Raw genomic sequence first — 17809 nt, 5'->3', positions numbered from 1 at the left:
ATCGTGGTGCCTTTCTTTGGACCTGTCGAGCCTGCGGGGCCGGCGCCCGACCACACAGAGAACTCGGGCTTCGGCGCGAAGGGTGTGACCTGATAGGAGCGTGCTTCACCCGACGGCCCATCACTGGCCTGTCCACCCTCTGCGCACGGCGCCCGGCCAAGGAAAGGAACCGGGCCTGAGATGACGCGCAACAAACGATCCATCATCGGCGGCGTCGACACCCATACGGCAACCGATCACGCCGCGGTCATCGACGTCAACGGCCGGCTGATTGCCGATGCCGAATTCCCCACCACACCAGCCGGTTACGCCTCGATGCTGACATGGATGCGCAGCAAGGGAAAACTTGGCCTAGTCGGTGTCGGTGTCGAAGGAACCGGGGCCTACGGGGCGGGGCTGGCCCGCTACCTGCACGATCAAGGCATCGACGTGCTCGAAGTTCCGCGCCCTGACCGGCGTATCCGCCGCCAACGGGGCAAAAGCGATCCGATCGATGCCGAAGCCGCTGCACGAACGGTATTGGCAGGCAAAGCAAGCGGCGCCCCGAAACTGGCCGACGGCCCGATCGAAGCCATCCGAATGCTCCGCGTTACCCGCAACGGAGCGGTCCAGGCCCGCACCGCCACCCTCAACACCCTGCGCTCGCTCGTCATCACCGCTCCCGAGCCGCTACGCACCCAGCTGCGTTCCCTAACCTCCGCGCAGCTTGTTACCGCTTGCGCACACCTGCGTCCCGACCTGACCAAACTCGCCGACCCCGTCCAGGCAGCTAAACACGCCTTACGTTCGATGGCTCTGCGCGCTCAACACCTCAATACCGAAACACGGACTCTGCGAATGCAACTCAATGACCTGACCCAAGCTGCAGCACCCGCCACTAGTGCCGTATTCGGGCTCGGTCCAGACACCGTCTCCGCACTGCTGATCACCATTGGCGATAACCCAGACCGGCTACGCAGCGAAGCCGCCTTCGCCCACCTCTGCGGGGTCGCCCCCATCCCTGCATCCTCGGGCAAAACCCACCGACACCGACTGCACCGCGGCGGCGACCGGGCCGCCAACAGCGCCCTACACATCGCCACAGTCGTCCGGCTGCGCTACGACCCCCGCAGCCGCGCCTACGCCGACCGCCGCACCACCGAGGGCCTGTCCATGCCCGAAATCATTCGCTGCCAGAAGCGCTACCTGGCCCGCGAAATCTTCGACGCACTACGCGCCGACTACGCCCAACTCAGCACTTGACATCTATAGGAGCGTCCCGGGCGATCTCCCGCAGCGCGTCCTTCTCCAACTCGGCATCGGCCAACAACCTTTTGAGTGCGGCGTTCTCGCGTTCGAGGTTCTTGAGCCGTTTAGCGTCCTCGGCCTTCAGGCCGCCGAACTGGTTGCGCCACCGGTGGTAGGTAGCCTCAGAGACCCCCAGCTCGCGGCAGACCGCCGCGGTGTCCTTGCCCTCGGCCAACAGCCGGTCCGCGGTCATCAGCTTGCGCACAATCTGCTCCGGACTGTGCCGTTTCCTCGTCGCCATGATCTTGTCGAGCCTTCCTGCCCACAACGTGGGTCGCAAGACTCTCACAAGCCGTGGATCAACCGATCGGGGTCAGGCCAGAAGGCCTTCCAGTTCAAGATGCTCGGTGAACCGGATGGCGGTGTATTGAGATCCGGCGTCGGCGTGACCGATGAGTTCGCCAGCCACGACGGGGTTTCCTTCGCGGCGACGTTGCCAGGTCGCCATCCGCAGCGGGGTCATGACCAGCTCGACGTCCTTGGCCGTGGCGGTGTTCCAGGCGACGATCTTCTGGGCGAATACGTCGAGGATGAACGCCGTGTAGACGAACCCGACCCATGTGCGGACATATGTAAAGTCCATGACCCAGGTGTGGTTGGGGGGCCGGCGGCGGTGAAGTTGCGGTTGAGCAGGTCACCGGCGCGCTTGCCGTCTTTGGCCGGGATCGTGGTCCGGATTCCCTTGCTGCGGCGAATCCCTTGCAAACAAGGGGATCGCATCGCTCGATCCACACTGCCAGCCGACGCGTGGGGCATCGATCGGCGCACCAGCCGGGCCATCTTCCGCCGCCCGTAGAGGCCTTCGGGTGTGATCCGCCGCACCCCGCGCATGTCGACCGTCCAGACAAACTGGCTCTTCCGGATTTAGAGTGCATCGATCTGTCGGGTGAGGTTGCCGCAGTGCAGCAGTGAGCGGATTCGGTAGTGGGTCAGATTCCTGAATCCCAGGGTGTTGCGGCGCAGTGTCTCTAGTCGGCCGTTGATGGCTTCGGTGGGGCCGTTGGCGGCGTGGTGGTCGAAGTAGGCCAGCACGTCGGTGCGGCGGCGCCACAGGGTGCGGCCCAGTTGCGCCAGTTCCTCGAGCGCGGCTGGTACTGCGCGGCGTAGTGAGTCGATGATCGCGCTCATCATAGTCTTGCCGCGGCGCAGGTCGGGCTGGCTGTAGGCGGCAATGATGCGTTGGTAGACGCTCCAGGTCACCTGGGGACCGCCAGGTGGTCATCGATGGCGAACGCCGTGGTCAACCGGACTTGTTGGCGACTGCTGAGCAGCGGGAGTCGGGTGCGCAGGGTGCGGCGGACCCCGTAGAGCGGATCGCCGCTGCGGTCGCGATGTTCGCAGGTCTGCTGCTGGATACGTTGGCGGCATAGGTCCAATTTCGCGCCGGCCAAGGCCACGACGTGAAACGGGTCCATCACCGTGGTGGCCTCGGGCAGCTGCTCGGTGGCGGCGGTCTTGTAGCCGCCGAATCCGTCCATGGCCACCACCTCGACTCGGTCGCGGAAGTCCGTGGTCTGTGCGGCCAACCAGGTCTTCAGCTCTGCCGCAGAGCGACCGGGTACCAGGTCGAGAAGTCGTGGGCGGCCGGTGCCGTCCAGGACCGGGGTCAAGTCGATGATTACGGTGACGAACCCGTCGTCGCCGCGGCGACTGCGGGTGTGCGACCAGCGGTGCTCGTCGACGCCGGTGACCCGCACCCCATCCAAACGGGTGGTATTGGCGGACACGATCTGTTGGTTGGCATCCAAGGCGATGGTGTTGACGGTGTCCCAGGACAACCCCAGCTCTCGGGCCACCGCGGCGACGGTCATGCGGTCGATCATGAGCCGGCGCAGGATGTAGCGAACGCAGCGGCGGGTGGTCGACCAGCCTGGGTGTGCAAGCCGGGAGGTGTTGTGGGCGAACACCTCCCGATCACAACCGGTGGCCATGCAGCGATACCGCGGCACCCGGAGCCGCAGTCGCAAGGGATGCCCGACCACCGGCACATCGGTCACCTTGCGCACCACGCTGTCGCGGTAGACACCCGCGCTACCACAGCCCGGGCAGCCGCGCTGACCGTCGTCGAGCAGGTCGCAAGAACACCACCGTGGTATCACCGTCGACAGTCGCGTCGGTGATCGTGAGGCCCAACTCCACGGTCCGCACGATCGTGTCAGCAACAACGGCAGCAGCAGACGACGTAAGGTCAGACACAGGGTTCCCCGGCACGGTAGCCGTTAAGGCGTAGGAACCAGCATCATCTGCCGACCGGGGCCCGCCCCAGATCACCGTCACGACCCCAACGTCGCCCTCATCCCCAACTACGGCTGCACTCCATTTCCGGAAGAGCCGCTTTGGAGCGGTCGGCGTGCGGGTCGTCGGTCAGCTTCGCTGTGACGTCGTCGACGAACGGGTGGGACGGATCCGGACCGGGGTAGACGCGCTGCTGCATCCTCGTTCTTCTTGTGCGGCCTGGGAAGTCCAACTGTGTTGTGGCTCAGTGGGGTTGGTTTGTGTGTCGACCTTGGCGGAGTTGGTCGCGGTTGGACTGGCCGTGACGCCGGGGGTGGGTGGGAGCCATGCGGTTGCCGCCACCAGCGCTGGTGCGGCAAGTAGCACGCGCGGCCAGTTGGGCCTGCGGGCCCGGCTGGGCTCAGCAGCAACTGGAGATGGCAAAGCTGGCGCCGACATGGTCTGGCCCAGTTTAGCTGGTGGGAGCGGATTCGGACGGTGCGTGTTGGGCCTGTGTAGGTAGCTGTGCACGCGCGCGGCGCGGCGAAGTCACCCAGACTCGCCGCGAGAGGCAAGCCTGGAATCTAGACTGAGGTCTTCAATAAGCATCCGCCTTGCCAGGCGGATCCACGGTTTCACTCCCGCGCGTGGTCCATGCCGGGTGGCAACCGGTGAGCAGGTGCGGAAGGGTGCTCGGTATGACCAGTAGCACCGAATGCCGTAGACGAAGTAGAGACCAAGTGAGAGTCTGAATGGAAACCGAGCGTCTGCTGCGCGCCGCAGCTGACTTTCTCAGCACGCGGCCCAACGCCACCCTGGATGAGATCGGCGCTGCCGCGGGGGTCAGCCACTCAACGCTGTACCGCCACTTCGACGGACGTACCGCATTGCTCGAGGCGCTGGATCACGCGGCCATCGAGCAGATGCGTGATGCGCTGAAAACCTCTCACTGGCAGGAATATTCACCTACTGATGCGCTGCGGATACTGGTTGCGGCTTGCGAGCCGGTGGCGGGCTACTTGACGCTGCGCTACGTGCAAGGTCAAAGCTTTGAGACTCGGAAGTCGGTTGCCGAGTGGCGTGGAATCAACTCCGAGATCGAGGAGATTTTTCTGCGCGGCCAACGCGCCGGAGAGTTCCGCACCGACGTGACCGCGGGCTGGCTGACCGAAGCGTTTTTCAGCCTCGTCTCGGGCGCAGGGTGGTCCGTTCAGCATGGGCGGGTCGCTCGTCGCGAATTCACCCACATGATTACCGCTTTGTTGCTTGACGGAGTCAGAGCGCCGGCACAGGGGAATCTGCCGCCACCGCTTGTTGGGTTTGTCGGTCGTGAGGCCGAACTTGCCGAACTCAAAGAGTTGATCTTGAATTCGCGATTGGTGACGTTGACCGGGATCGGTGGAATCGGTAAGTCGACCTTGTCGGTGTGGGCCGCCCACGAATGTGTCGGGGAATTTCGCGATGGCGTGTGGTTGATCGAGCTGGGCGACCTGAGCAATGGTGAGCTGTTGGTTGCGGCGGCGGCCGCGGCGCTGGGCATTCGCGATCAGACCGCCAGGCCGCTGTTGGAGGTGATGGTCGAAACTCTGGCTGACCGTGAGGCACTGCTGGTGCTCGACAACTGTGAACACATCATTGACGCGGCGGTCCCGTTCATCCAGACACTGCTGGCACGCTGCCCGAGGCTGAAGATTCTGGCGACCAGCCGAGAGTTCTTTGACATCGATACCGAAGTGGTGCTGCCGGTTCCTCCGCTGTCGGTTCCCGATACCAGTCACCTGCCTGGTCTGCAGGATTTGGCCCGCTGTGATGCCGTGGCGTTGTTTGTCAAACATGCCCGTGCCAGCCAGCGCAGTTTCAAGCTCACCGAGCGCAATGCTGCGGCCGTCGCGCACATCTGTGCTCAGCTTGACGGGCTGCCGTTGGCCATCGAACTGGCCGCTCCGTTGTTGCGGACGATGGCCGTCGAACAGATCGCCGCGCGGGTTTCGGACCGGGCGGGGCTCTTGACCCATGGCAAGCGCGGGGCGCCGGCTCGCCAGCGCACGTTGAACTGGTGCATCAGCTGGAGTTATGAGCGTTGTACCCCGGCCGAGCAACAACTGTGGGCACGGTTGTCGGTGTTCGCCGGTGGCTTTGAGCCAAACGCCGTTCAACGGATCTGCGCGCCAGAGATGTCCGACGATGAGCTACTCGAGGCGTTGTGTGCCCTCGAGGACAAATCGATCCTCATCCGCACCGCGGCCCAAGACGTGCTGCGTTTTCGGCAGCTGGCAACGCTGCGTGAATTTGGATACGGCAAGCTCAGTTCACAAGAGCAAGCCGAGCTGCACCGCAGCCACCTTGATTGGTACCGCCAGCTCGCCGGGAAAGCCTGCGAGGAATGGTTTGGTGAACATCAACTCGACTGGCTTCACCGCCTGCGGCGGGAGATGCCCAACCTGCAAGAAGCGCTGCAGGTTGCGCTGACCGTTGCACCCGCCGATGCCGTGGAGATGGCCATCAACCTACGCGACCCCTGGACCGCTATCGGGATGCTGCAGCAAGGGCGCCGGTGGATCGAAAAGGCCCTCGACGCCGCCCCCGCCGAACCCACCGCGGCGCGACTGCAGGCGATCGTCGCAGCGGCCGAATTAGCCTTTTTGCAGGTCGATATGCCCACCATGGCCGCTCGACAGGCAGAAGCCGGTGAACTGCTCACCACCGTGACCGACCACAACTCCCTCGCCAACTTCAACGCCAACGAAGGAGCGCTTGCCCTGCTGCGTGGCGAGCTAGACCTGGCGCGGTCCTTGGCCGAGCAGTCGCTGGCTAGCGCCGATGAATTCCGGGTGCAAATCTATGCCCGCCTGGTGATGATATGGACGTCGGCTGCCGCCAATGACGCCCACACCGCGGTGGCCCACGCCGAGCAGGGCCTCGTCCTGTCCGAAGCCCACGGCCAGGACATCGTCTTGCGGACCTACCTCTTGGCGGGCCTGGCGGCCAGTCGCCTGGCGCTGGGGCAACTGGACCTGGCCGAGCACGCGGTTCGCGAAGGCCTGCAACTGTCGCGGACGATCAACGACACCATCACCTGCGCGACATTTCTGGAGACGAGTTCCTGGATTGCCGCGGCCGGAAATGATCCGCGGCGCGCCGCGATTTTGATGGCCGCCGCAGCCGCCGTGAGCCGCGCTGCCGGCGCCGGCGGCGCCGTCTCGGCACACGTGGGGCCATTCCACGAACAATGCGAACGCCAAGTCCGCAAGCAACTTTCCGAAGCCGACTACCGCACCGCCACCAACGAGGGCGGACTCCTATCCCTGGACGAGGCCGCGGCCCTCGTTCTGGGTATGGAGGTGCTGCCCGATCGAGGGTATGGAGGGTGAGAGGTCGGGCGGTGTAACTGGCCGGGTGCACAGCAACACGAATCAGCCATCGCCTGGCAAGTCCGCCGGGGCCCGGTGCCAACCCCAGTGACCGCGGCCAATCGACCCGCGCAAGAGCACGGTTGCACCGTCTGTCATGTCAGTAGACCGTGATCGGATATGCCCATCCCCAAACACGGACCTAGCGGCTGCGGCCTGATTCTGGGGGCGGGCTTCCCGATGCTGCCGTGGCGAGGGCTGGCGGTACCATCGCCAGGCATGGGGCGGGTCGACTACCTAGCCGCGCTGCGGCGCGACGGCGATCGGATTGTCAGCGTGTCCGAGGCGGGCCTGGATCGTCCGGTGCCGAGCTGCGCCGGATGGACCATCGCAGACCTGATCTGGCATGTCGGTGTCGTGCACACGTTTTGGCGGCAAGTGGCTGTCGGAGCCATTACTGGGCCGGAGACCTACCAGGAGCCTGCCCGGCCGCCGAACCTGGTGGACTGGTTTCGCGACGGTGTGGCCGAGACCAGTGACGCGCTCGCAGGTATCGATCCCGCCGTACCGGCATGGACTTGGGGACGTCGACAAGACGTGGGTTTTATCCGGCGCCGAGTTGCGCACGAAACCGCGGTGCACTGTTGGGACGCCGTAACTGCGGTAGGGCCCGAGGAACCGATCGAATCAGAGTTAGCCGCCGATGGCGTGTCAGAGTTCATCGATGATGTGTTGCCGGCGATGTCCAAGGATTTGGCCGGGCCGTTTCAGACAATCTCGTTACGCGCCTGCGATACCGATACCCAATGGACGGTCCGAGTCGGGGATGGGCATTGCCATGCCATGCCAATCGAGACCGTGGCCGATGCCACGGTCAGTGCCACCGCGTCGGATCTGGTTCTGCTGCTGTGGGGGCGTCGTCGCCCAGATCGGGTTGATGTCGACGGCGCGGCCGAGGCACTGAGACGATTCTTGGCCCGGGCGACCTTCTGAGCCACACCGACCGGCTGGTTTCAGCTGGTTTCTCCGGCCGCCAGCGGTTGCTGACCAGTCTCGCGGTAGGAAGCACCGAAGTGCGGTACCTCTAGCGGGCCCTCCCGCCGGGCGGTCGAGACAGCACTGCTCAACAGCGGTGCCAACCCGGCGAACGAACCGATGTCAAAGAGCAGCAAGGTCAGCAGCCGGTTGTGTACGTAGCCGAAGGCGCTGCCGCTCTCGGGGTCCGCCCATCCGATGGTTCCGCCCAGACCGATGTGGCCGTATCCCCCCAGCAGTCCTGGGACGGGAGAGGATTGGTAGCCCTGGTGGTAAGTAAAGGGAAGACCAAGATTGAGATCTGGCCACAGCTCGGCCTTGCCGGTCAGTCCGCTTACCGCGTCCGACGACAACAGTCGCATGCCGTCGATGACACCGTCATTGGCCAGCGCCGCATACGTCTTGGCCAGGGCGCGCGCCGTCACCACGCCGTTGACCGCTGGGATCTCGCCATCCAGAAATGGCATGTCGTCCTGCAACATCGACAGAATTCCCGGGAAGTAGACGGCGCCAAGTAGACCAGAAAAGGACAGTCCGGCAACTTTTGGCGCGATGAAGTCCAGTAGTGGCGTGGGGATCTTGGATTGTGGTAGCAGCGTCTGTGCCGCGGTGGTCGGCGCATCGGCCGGCGGGCGGCCTAGATGGAGACCATCCGTGTCGAGCGGGCGGGCGAGTTCTTCACGGAACAGGTCACGCATACCTTTGCCGGTCACCGCGCGGGCCAGACCGGACAGCAGCCAACCGTAGGTCACTGCGTGGTACGCCATCTTGCCGTGCGTGCGATCCAGCGGTGCCGCCGCCAGCTTCTCCTCCATCCGGAGGTGGTCCAATATTTCCTTCTTACCGACACCTTTGAGGTGCGATAGCCCGGATCGATGTCGCAGCAGGTCGCTGACGGTGATTGCCGACTTGCCCTTGACCCCGAACTCCGGCCAGTAGTCGGCCACGGGGGCGTCGTAATCCAGCAGCCCGCGATCCACCAGGCGGTGAATCACGGTGGCGGCCAGGCCCTTGGTGGCCGAGAACACCATTGCTCCGGTGTCAGCAGTCCAAGGGACTTCGCCGTTGCGATCGGCCCAGCCCGTCCAGACGTCGACCACTTGACGGCCCTCGATGTATACCGATAGCGCCCCGCCGCCGAACTTGCGTCCCGGGTACAACCCCGCGAAGGCACGCACGACCCCGGAGAACCGGGAGTCGCAGGCACCCGCTACGCCGGACGGTAGGCCATCATCGGTGGTGAGGACAGAAGGTTGCGCCATACCGTGAATGATTGCAGCCCGCTCTGGCTCTGTTACATCGGAATGACGTTTTGGTCGTCGTTGGCCGGGTTTGACACCCGAATCCGGTGCTCGAGCGGCCGTCAACCTGGAGTGCCCGCGGCTACATCCACAGGCGTCCAATTGCATCGGCCAGGCTTTGGGGATCTTGTCCTTCCATGTTGCAGCTGACGGCCACCGAAGTACGCCGGTCGCTGCTGATCCGGAAGTCAGTGACAAATCCGGCCCAGCTGCCGTCGTGGTCGAGGGTGCCGTTGGCACGGGAGAAGATGCCGGCGCCATACCGGTCGCCGCTGCCGGGTTCGGTTTCCACGGCACCGGCAAGTTGCTCGTCAAGCAGCTTCTGGCCGCCCACTTTGCCGGTTCGGTAGTTGTCGGCCCAGAGCACGAGTTGGCTGGGCGTGGTCTGGATAGCGCCATCGCCGACCTGCTCCCAACCTGAGTGGAGCACCGGGAACTGCGGTGGGTTGCCGGTGTCGCCCTCGCCGTAGGAGACCGCCTCATCGGGATCTGCCGAGATCGGATCCACGACCATGGCCAGATCCAGCGGGCGGAATATCTCGATGCTCAGGAAGTCAGGTAGCGATTTGCCGGAGACCAGCCGCACGATCTCGGCGAGCAGCAGATAGTTGGAGTTCGAGTACTCGAAGCGGGTACCGGGCTTGAATTCCAGCTCAGGTGCCCCTTGTATCGCGGCCAAGGCTTGAGCTTGGGTTGTCCGGTCACTCATTTGGTACCCCTGGGCCTCGAGCAAGCCGGTGTAGTCGGGGATGCCGCTGGTGTGGTGCATCAGTTGCGCGACGGTGACGGCGGACGACCAGTCCGGAAGGTCGGGAACATAGTGGGCCAACGGGTCATCGAGCGTCAGCCTGCCCTCGTTGACCAGGAGCAGCACCGCGGTGGCGGTGAACTGCTTGGAAACCGAGCCGATGTCGAACACGGTGTCCTTGGTGACCTTCTTGTTGGTAGCCAGGTCCGCAATCCCGAGGACACCGGTCCACATGACAACGCCCTCAACGCCTACTGCGGCCGAGCAGCCCGGTTCATCGGGATTGACGGCGCCGTCGAGCACCCGCTGGCTGCGGGTCTTGAGATCGGAATTGTCCGTAGTAGCCGGCGGGGTGACGGCAGGGGGCGGGCCGCCGCAGGCGCCGAGCATCACCGCAATCACCAGAAGTGGTGCCCACTTGCTTCGCCATCCGCGCCGATGCGTCGAGGAAACCGGATTCCACCGAACCAAGCCCACCTGGTCGGGTGCAGACGACGCCTGAGCCTCAGCCTCATCACGCGCGATCACCGTTGTCGAATCCCCTTCACCACATAAAGACTCGCACACGCCCGCGTGCTGCCCGTAAACCTCGTCGGATCGGACGGTCCATCGGATAAGCGAGTCGCACAACCAGGAATCTCTCCCCCGGCTGCGCCAGCGATTGAATGCGCTAGCGAGTGGAGGTCGGCGGCGCCACGACTCAGCCAGCGTCATCGACGGACGGCCAGGCGGCCAGCGGCCGGCTCGCGGGTCCAATCACAGCGCCGAATTTTCGGGTGCGACTCGCGTATTTATCAGGCGTCCGACCGCAACAATCGGCGGACCACCGAGCGATTCGGATCGCGTTCGCGTTCGGCGAGCATCAGCTCGATACCCTCCTCGATCGCAGCCGCCGCACGCTCGCGCACCTTGCGCGCGGCGCTATCGTCGGCTTCCCGGCTGGCGAACTCCGTGGTGTCGATCGGCTCGCCGAACCAGTAGTACTGCCGCTCGGGCCGGGGCACCGGAGTCAGCCCGACGCCGCGGACCAGAGGCGGCCCTTCGCGCATGCCGAGCAGCTTGTCGGCCAGGAACTGGGTCGGTGCCATCAGCGGTGAATCTGTATCGAGCACGATGTCGATGCCGTGCTCAGCCCCGACCGAAGCGAACGGCACGATGGGATATGCGTGTTGGATCGCTAAGCGTGCGAACCCCAGTCGGTTCTTCCACACCAACTTGTAGCGCTCGTTCTTGCGCTTGTTGACCTCCCGGCCGCCACCGGGGAACACCATGATCAGCTCGCCGCGCTGCATCAGCTCCGAGGTGATCTCTCTGGTTCCTTCGACGACGCCCATCCGCATCAGGGCCTCGCGCCACCCCGGAATTCTGAAGTGTGCGTGATCTCCGAGGGAGCGGACCAGCCGGCCCCGCTCCCACAGCTCCGCGGCCAGCAACGGGGCATCGACCATGCCGAGTGTGTTGTGGTTGCCGACCAGCAACGCATGCTCGGTTGGCACATTCTCGATGCCATATACCTTGGGCTTGATCAGTTTTCGCAGCGGCTTGATGATCCGCAACGCCGCGTCGACGTCGGCTTGTGACGGCGGGGGCGGAACAGCGGGGGCTTCGACGTTCGACACAAGCTGAGTATGCCCTCGAGATTCGGGCAAGGGGGCCATTTTGCCTGGTCGGCGTTGGGCCGGACGGATCAGCGTCGGGCGTGCCGGTAGGGTACGCGGCAGCACCGTTGCAGGCATTCGTGAGATCGGGAGTGGGTATGTCGGGTCGCAAGTTCTCCTTCGAAGTCACCAAGACCAGTAGCGCGCCTGCCGCGACGCTGTTCCGGCTCGCGACGGACGGCGCCAACTGGGCTAACTGGGCCAAGCCAATCGTCATGCAGTCGAGCTGGGCGCGGCAAGGTGACCCGGCACCGGGCGGTGTCGGGGCGATTCGCAAGGTAGGCATGTGGCCCATGCTCGTGCAGGAGGAGACCGTCGAGTACGAGCAGGACCGCCGCCACGTTTACAAGATGGTTGGGTCTTCGACTCCGGCCAAGGACTATCACGGCGAAGTGGTCTTCACCCCGAACGCATCCGGCGGCACCGACATCCGCTGGAGCGGCTCTTTTTCCGAGGGAGTTCGCGGAACGGGGCCGGTGATGCGTGCGGCGTTGGGCAACGCGGTCAAGTTCTTTGCAGGTCGACTCGTCAAGGCGGCCGAGCGGGAGGCCTCCAACACCGGCTAGCGCTTGCCCTAATCGGTGAGTGCTGAGCTTCAGCTGCAACGGCTTTCGGCCCCAGCGGCTACTTGCTGTCGAGTTCTTGCTGATATTTCTTGGTCATGTGGTCGATGGCCTGCAGCTGCGTCTGGGCCAGACCTTCCCGCACTTCGCCGGCACGCACGGCAGCGTCGAGGGTGGGCTGGGCTTGTCCCTGAAAGTGCGGCATCACTTCGGCGGCGAACAGCTCGGCGGAACGTCTGGTCGCCGCGGGATTTGCCCATTCGTGGCCCATCTGCAGCATGCAGCCGAATCCGCCAGATTGATCCCACAGTCGCTGGACCTGTGCCCGCGCCCGCTCCGGGGTACCGATCACACCGGCGCCGTTCTCGTTGATGATGTCGATCATCTCGTCAAGTTGTTCTCCAGGCATGGTCATCTGGGGGAACGCGGCAACTTTTTGGAAATATCGGAACCAAGGCTCGATGCCGAATTTCACGTCGGCACGGGCTTGCGCATCGGTCTCGGCGATGTGAAACGGCCCGACCAGGGTCCAGTTCTTGCGGTCGGCGTGGGTGCCGAACGCCGCGGCGCGCTCTTCGACGATGCCCCAGTGATGGGCCAGCGCATCGAAGCCCTCGATCGTCAGCGTCGCTCCGATCGACAGCAGGCCGATGCCATGCCTGCCGGCCAGCCGCGCACCGGTCGGCGACGCGACGGCGGCGACCGCCAGTGGGATCCCTCCTTCCGAGAAGGGCGCAAGCTGCAATCTCGCGTCGAACAGTTGATGTGTTGCGGTCTTGGCGGTCACGGTTTGCCCAGCCAACAGCCGGACGACGATGTCGAGGTTGGTTTCCAGCAGCTCGCGGGTGTCGGTGGGGGTAAGCCCGATCATCGCTGAATCGGTGGGCAATGAACCCGGTCCCATGCCTCCGATCACCCGACCGTGGGTGAGATGATCGAGCAGCATCAGCCGGTCAGCGACCCAGAGCGGGTTGTGATAGGCCAGCGATATGACCCCCGTGCCAAGGCGGATCCGCTTGGTCCGTTCGGCGGCGGCGGCGATGAAGACCTCCGGTGAACTGATGATCTCGCTGCCGGCCGAGTGATGTTCCCCGATCCAGGCCTCATCAAACCCGAGGGCATCCAGATGTTCGACGAACTCCAGATCGCGCTGTAGGGCCAGTGTTGGATTGGTGCCGGCACGGTGGAACGGGGCGATGAAATATCCGAACCTGAGCTTGGCCATGTCGAGGCTCCCTTGCGCTTGCGATCGGCCTTGACCGAACCATAACGCGGACCGACCGTCGCCGGAACGCATCAACTAACGCGCCTGGGTCACCATGGCCGGGGCGAACGTCGCCGCAAAGTTCAAGGAAGTTTCAGTGACGTCTCGCGATCACGGGTAGCTGCCGCAGATGTTGCCGATGCAGCCGCCGCCACCGCCCGGCCCGCCGCCGCCCCCACCCACGCCGGGAATGGTGCCGCCGCCACCGCCTGGTCCACCGCCGCCGGTGGGCCCACCCGGGATGCTACCGCCTCCCCCACCCGGACCGCCGCTGCCGGTGGGACCGCCGGGCACGCCGCCGCCCCCGCCCTCTGGGCCGCCAGTGCCGGACGGACCGCCCGGCGCCGGTGACGACTCTGTCGTAGGTGAGCTGGATGGGCTGGATGGGACTGTTGTTGTGGGTGTCGTGGTCGGCGTTGTGCTACTTGGCGCCTTGTTTTCGCCGCCACCGCAGGCCACCGCCAGAACAAGCATGGCGCCGCCGCCAAAAACCGCGAATGTCGTCCTGGCTTGGGATCTCATGTCACTCTCCGCTCTCGTCGCCACTGTTGGTCGGGCATTGTTTGGTCGGGCCTTGCTGCAACCATTCGTTCCCATACCCGATCGGCTGTGGATGGAAACGAAGCATCCTGACGGTCGCTGCGGTCGTCGCATGCCCGTTGGCACCAAGCCAGCTTCCGTCATACCGCATCCCGCCGCCGCAGTTGCCCGTTATCGGCGCCATCGTAGAAGTCTGCGCGGCTTCGCTGGGGGCTGTGGCCGCACTGGGTCTGAGCACCGACACGCCTGCAATCACGTCTGTGGACCGGGTCCGCGGTTTGCTGCCATGGCGACCATGGGGTGATTCGCCGTTAGTTGCGCTGTCGCCGGACGAGCCTAGCTGCATTGTTCTGCATTGTTGAGATTTTCCGGGCGCTGATGGCGCAAATTGCGGGTTTGCGGCAGCTGAATTTAACGCATACTCGGCGAGGAAGTTCCGCGCGAAAGCGGCTTGGATCCGCTACCGAATTCCCTTGCATCTCCCCTTGCTTCGGGAGGTCAACGCCTGATTCGGGCTTGACATCGAGACCGCTGGATATGTCCTGAACGGCCCGTGTAAAGAAATTTGGCAATAGCCCGGATATAGAATCACGATCAGATAACAGAATGATCGCGTTATGATAAATATGCCAAAGTCTCTACCGGTTATGCGCGTAGTTTGTCCGCTACGAGGTTGGCGTGACGGCCGCCGACTGACACCCGGGCCCACTGTCGTTGGTCCTGGCGTGGAGCCTTCAGCGAAAGGGTTGGCGATGAACTTCTCCGTGCTTCCACCCGAGATCAACTCGGCACTCATATTCGCTGGCGCGGGATCGGAACCCATGCTGACGGCCGCGGTGGCTTGGGACGGGCTGGCCGACGAACTATCAATGGCGGCTTCATCTTTCGAATCTATTACCTCGGGAATTCTGAGCGGGTCGTGGCAAGGCGCGGCATCGCTTGCGATGGCCGGCGCCGCGGCGCCATACGCAGGGTGGCTCGCCACTGCGGCTGGCCAGGCCGCGCAGGCGGGCGCCCAGGCCAGTGCCATGGCGGCCGAATTTGAGGCCGTGCGGACTGCGATGGTGCCGCCGGCGTTGGTGGCGGCTAACCGTTCGAACCTGGTGTCGTTGGTGCTTTCGAATCTCTTCGGGCAAAACGCGCCAGCGATTGCCACCGTGGAGGCGGCATATGAGGAGATCTGGGCTCTCGATGTGTCGGTGATGTCGGCCTACCATTCCGGCGCGTCGGCGGTTGTCACGGCGCTGACGCCGTTTGCTCCGCTGCAGAGCCTGGCGGGTCTGCAGTCCGGCCTGTCGACCGCGATGAGCGGTGGTGCATCCGGAGCCGCTGCCGCCCCGGCCGTCCCGGATCGCGTCACAACTCTCAACCTCGGTCTGGCCAATGTCGGTGGTGGCAACGTTGGCAACGGGAACAACGGCTTCGGAAACTTCGGCAGCGGCAATCTAGGTAGCGGCAACTTTGGATCGGGAAACTTTGGTAGTTCAAATATCGGAGCCTCAAACCTCGGGAGCAACAATTTTGGATTCGGAAATCTGGGAAACTTCAATAATGGCTTCTCCAATATTGGAAGTGGAAACTTCGGGTTTGGCAATAATGGAAACAACAACATCGGTATCGGGCTCAACGGGAATAATCAGGTCGGCATCGGCCTACTGAATTCCGGCACCGGCAACGTCGGTCTGTTCAACTCGGGCGATGGAAACATCGGTTTCTTCAATTCTGGTAGCGGCAATTTTGGGATTGGCAATACCGGCAACTTCGGCACGGGAATATTCAACTCGGGCAATGGCAGTACTGGCCTCTTCAATGCCGGTTCATTTAACACCGGCGTCCTGAACGTGGGCGATGGAAATACGGGAATCTTGAACACCGGCAGCTACAACATGGGGGGTTTCAATCCAGGCTCGTCCAACACGGGTTCATTTAACATCGGGGGCGCGAACACTGGTTGGTTGAATTCCGGCAGCATCAACACCGGAATTCTCAACTCGGGAGACATGAACAACGGCCTGTTCAACACGGGAGACATGAATAACGGCATCTTTTTCCGCGGCGTCGGTCAGGGCCGCCTGTACTTCGGAATCGGACTGCCCGAGCTAACGTTGCCGCCTCTTGACGTTCCGGGGATCACGGTTCCGGGCTTCAATCTGCCTGCCCTAACACTGCCCTCGATGTCGCTACCTGCCATTACGACGCCGGCGAATATTACGGTGGGTGCGTTTGATCTGCCGGGGTTGACGCTGCCGCCGTTGACGATTCCGGCGGCGACGACGCCGGCGAATATTACGGTGGGTGCGTTTGATCTGCCGGGGTTGACGCTGCCGCCGTTGACGATTCCGGCGGCGACGACGCCGGCGAATATTACGGTGGGTGCGTTTAACTTGCCGGGATTGACGCTGCCGCCGTTGACGATTCCGGCGGCGACGACGCCGGCGAATATTACGGTGGGTGCGTTTGATCTGCCTGGGTTGACGCTGCCGCCGTTGACGATTCCGGCGGCGACGACGCCGGCGAATATTACGGTGGGTGCGTTTAACTTGCCGGGATTGGCGATCCCATCGTTGACAATTCCATCGATATCGATACCTGCGGGTACCGCTATTGGTAGTTTTGATCTGCCGGGGATCACCACTCAGTCGATATTCGTCAACAACATCACTACGGGTTCGTTTACCACGCCTACGATAGTAACGCCCACAATAGCTGGTCCCGTTGTCACAATTCCGGGCTTCCATCTCGATTTCAAGGCGCTCATTCCCAACAACATAATTGCTTTGCAAACAGGTATCGCGGGCCAGTATCCGGCCATTGGTAATTTTTATGGGATGGAGGGGGCCTACCTCGAGACCGGAACGCTTACACTCGGGCCCATTGGCCTCAGCGGATTCACCATCAGTCCAATCTCTATCTCCGGCTTCAGCCTGCCCAACTTCACCATCCCGGGTATCAACGTTCCGCCCATTCACCTCGCCGATTTCACATTGCCGGCGATTACCACTCCCGAGTTCACGACTCCCCCGTTGAGCATCGATCCGATTGCGCTTGATGGCTTCACGCTTCCGCAGATCAGTACTCCGCAGATTACGACTGAGCCGTTCACCATCGATCCGATTGCGGTTGGTGGGTTCACGCTTCCGCAGATCAGTACTCCGCAGATTACGACTGAGCCGTTCACCATCGATCCGATTGCGGTTGGTGGGTTCACGCTTCCGCAGATCAGTACTCCGCAGATTACGACTGAGCCGTTCACCATCGATCCGATTGCGGTTGGTGGGTTCACGCTTCCGCAGATCAGTACTCCGCAGATTACGACTGAGCCGTTCACCATCGATCCGATTGCGGTTGGTGGGTTCACCCTCCCGCAGATCAACATTCCGCCCACGACAACAGGGGAACTCACCATCCCGCCGATAGGCCTGGCGTCTTTCACCACGCCTGCGCTCACCATCCCGAGCATTCACGTGCCGGCCGGTACGTTGGCGCAAGTTTCGATCCCCGCCGGTTCAGGTTTCCTCAACTCGAGCACTGCGCCGTCATCGGGCTTCTTCAATGCCGGAGCGGGCGGCAGTTCTGGGTTTGGCAACAACGGATCGGGGCTGTCGGGCTGGTTCAACACAAACGCCACCGGACTGATTGGTGGCTCGGGCTACCAAAACTACGGCAGCGTGTTCTCGGGCTTCTCCAACCTGGGCACCGGTGTTTCGGGCTTCGCCAACACCGGCACGTTGCCGTTAGCGATGACCAGTCTGGTGTCGGGCTTCGCCAATGTCGGCAGCAGCCTGTCGGGCTTGTTCTTCCAGAGCGTCACCCCGTAGCCGTCGTAGCTCCTGCCGGATGGCACGGTCA

Annotated in this window: 10 protein-coding genes and 3 pseudogenes; 5 read left to right on the top strand and 8 right to left on the bottom strand. The window is 63.4% G+C overall.

Features of this window, described 5'->3' with window-relative positions; genetic code table 11:
* Window positions 1-180 precede the first annotated feature (180 nt).
* Window positions 181-1242, top strand: coding sequence for an IS110 family RNA-guided transposase (locus CCUG20998_RS13725; RefSeq protein WP_116269112.1), 1062 nt, complete (start codon window positions 181-183; stop codon window positions 1240-1242).
* Between the two features lie 16 nt (window positions 1243-1258).
* Here the strand turns inward: CCUG20998_RS13725 and CCUG20998_RS13720 are convergent.
* The 3 pseudogenes from CCUG20998_RS13720 to CCUG20998_RS13710 form a co-directional block, all read right to left on the bottom strand.
* Window positions 1259-1528 (bottom strand): annotated as a pseudogene (locus CCUG20998_RS13720) (transposase); the annotation flags it as partial.
* An 87-nt stretch (window positions 1529-1615) separates the two neighbouring features.
* Window positions 1616-2106 (bottom strand): annotated as a pseudogene (locus CCUG20998_RS28450) (transposase); the annotation flags it as partial.
* A gap of 45 nt (window positions 2107-2151) precedes the next feature.
* Window positions 2152-3483: pseudogene (locus CCUG20998_RS13710) on the bottom strand (ISL3 family transposase).
* Between the two features lie 770 nt (window positions 3484-4253).
* On the opposite strand from CCUG20998_RS13710, the gene CCUG20998_RS13705 reads away from it, so the two are divergent.
* Together CCUG20998_RS13705 and CCUG20998_RS13700 are read left to right on the top strand one after the other, a co-directional pair.
* On the top strand, window positions 4254-6872 hold the full coding sequence (locus CCUG20998_RS13705) for a TetR family transcriptional regulator (protein ID WP_020729067.1): 2619 nt from the start codon (window positions 4254-4256) through the stop codon (window positions 6870-6872).
* 258 nt (window positions 6873-7130) lie between these two features.
* Window positions 7131-7844, top strand: coding sequence for a maleylpyruvate isomerase family mycothiol-dependent enzyme (locus tag CCUG20998_RS13700; protein WP_036455679.1), 714 nt, complete (start codon window positions 7131-7133; stop codon window positions 7842-7844).
* Between the two features lie 20 nt (window positions 7845-7864).
* Here the strand turns inward: CCUG20998_RS13700 and lipD are convergent, their stop codons facing one another.
* The 3 genes from lipD to CCUG20998_RS13685 all read right to left on the bottom strand — a co-directional run bounded on the left by lipD (window position 7865) and on the right by CCUG20998_RS13685 (window position 11554).
* Window positions 7865-9148 carry a lipase LipD gene (gene lipD / locus CCUG20998_RS13695; protein WP_012394530.1) on the bottom strand — a complete coding sequence of 428 codons (1284 nt, stop codon included), beginning with the start codon at window positions 9146-9148 and terminating at the stop codon, window positions 7865-7867.
* A 121-nt stretch (window positions 9149-9269) separates the two neighbouring features.
* Window positions 9270-10463 (bottom strand): serine hydrolase domain-containing protein, encoded by a 1194-nt coding sequence (locus CCUG20998_RS13690; protein ID WP_020729064.1) that lies wholly within the window; start codon window positions 10461-10463, stop codon window positions 9270-9272.
* A 266-nt stretch (window positions 10464-10729) separates the two neighbouring features.
* Entirely contained in the window at window positions 10730-11554 is an 825-nt protein-coding gene (locus CCUG20998_RS13685; RefSeq protein WP_020729063.1) for a lysophospholipid acyltransferase family protein, read from the bottom strand.
* A gap of 137 nt (window positions 11555-11691) precedes the next feature.
* On the opposite strand from CCUG20998_RS13685, the gene CCUG20998_RS13680 reads away from it, so the two are divergent.
* Window positions 11692-12159, top strand: a complete 468-nt coding sequence (locus CCUG20998_RS13680) for an SRPBCC family protein (RefSeq protein ID WP_036455678.1) — start codon at window positions 11692-11694, stop codon at window positions 12157-12159.
* Between the two features lie 58 nt (window positions 12160-12217).
* On the opposite strand, the gene CCUG20998_RS13675 is transcribed toward CCUG20998_RS13680, so the two are convergent.
* Window positions 12218-13381, bottom strand: a complete 1164-nt coding sequence (locus CCUG20998_RS13675) for an LLM class flavin-dependent oxidoreductase (RefSeq protein ID WP_020729061.1) — start codon at window positions 13379-13381, stop codon at window positions 12218-12220.
* Between the two features lie 150 nt (window positions 13382-13531).
* Window positions 13532-13942: a hypothetical protein gene (locus CCUG20998_RS27650; RefSeq protein WP_041299155.1), complete on the bottom strand. Its 411-nt coding sequence runs from the start codon at window positions 13940-13942 to the stop codon at window positions 13532-13534.
* Between the two features lie 770 nt (window positions 13943-14712).
* Here CCUG20998_RS27650 and CCUG20998_RS13665 point away from each other — a divergent pair.
* Window positions 14713-17778 (top strand): PPE family protein, encoded by a 3066-nt coding sequence (locus CCUG20998_RS13665; protein ID WP_116267864.1) that lies wholly within the window; start codon window positions 14713-14715, stop codon window positions 17776-17778.
* Window positions 17779-17809 lie beyond the last annotated feature (31 nt).

This window comes from Mycobacterium marinum (assembly GCF_003391395.1).
In the GTDB taxonomy this organism is placed as follows: Bacteria; Actinomycetota; Actinomycetes; order Mycobacteriales; family Mycobacteriaceae; genus Mycobacterium; species Mycobacterium marinum.
Note: the sequence above shows the minus strand (reverse complement) of the source record. Positions and strands in the feature narration are given on the sequence as shown.

Coding starts and splice junctions, on each gene's coding strand:
- lipD (WP_012394530.1), bottom strand. CDS start 9,148: ATGGCGCAACCTTCTGTCCTCACCACCGATGATGGCCTACCGTCCGGC.
- CCUG20998_RS13665 (WP_116267864.1), top strand. CDS start 14,713: ATGAACTTCTCCGTGCTTCCACCCGAGATCAACTCGGCACTCATATTC.
- CCUG20998_RS13675 (WP_020729061.1), bottom strand. CDS start 13,381: ATGGCCAAGCTCAGGTTCGGATATTTCATCGCCCCGTTCCACCGTGCC.
- CCUG20998_RS13725 (WP_116269112.1), top strand. CDS start 181: ATGACGCGCAACAAACGATCCATCATCGGCGGCGTCGACACCCATACG.
- CCUG20998_RS27650 (WP_041299155.1), bottom strand. CDS start 13,942: ATGAGATCCCAAGCCAGGACGACATTCGCGGTTTTTGGCGGCGGCGCC.
- CCUG20998_RS13680 (WP_036455678.1), top strand. CDS start 11,692: ATGTCGGGTCGCAAGTTCTCCTTCGAAGTCACCAAGACCAGTAGCGCG.
- CCUG20998_RS13700 (WP_036455679.1), top strand. CDS start 7,131: ATGGGGCGGGTCGACTACCTAGCCGCGCTGCGGCGCGACGGCGATCGG.
- CCUG20998_RS13705 (WP_020729067.1), top strand. CDS start 4,254: ATGGAAACCGAGCGTCTGCTGCGCGCCGCAGCTGACTTTCTCAGCACG.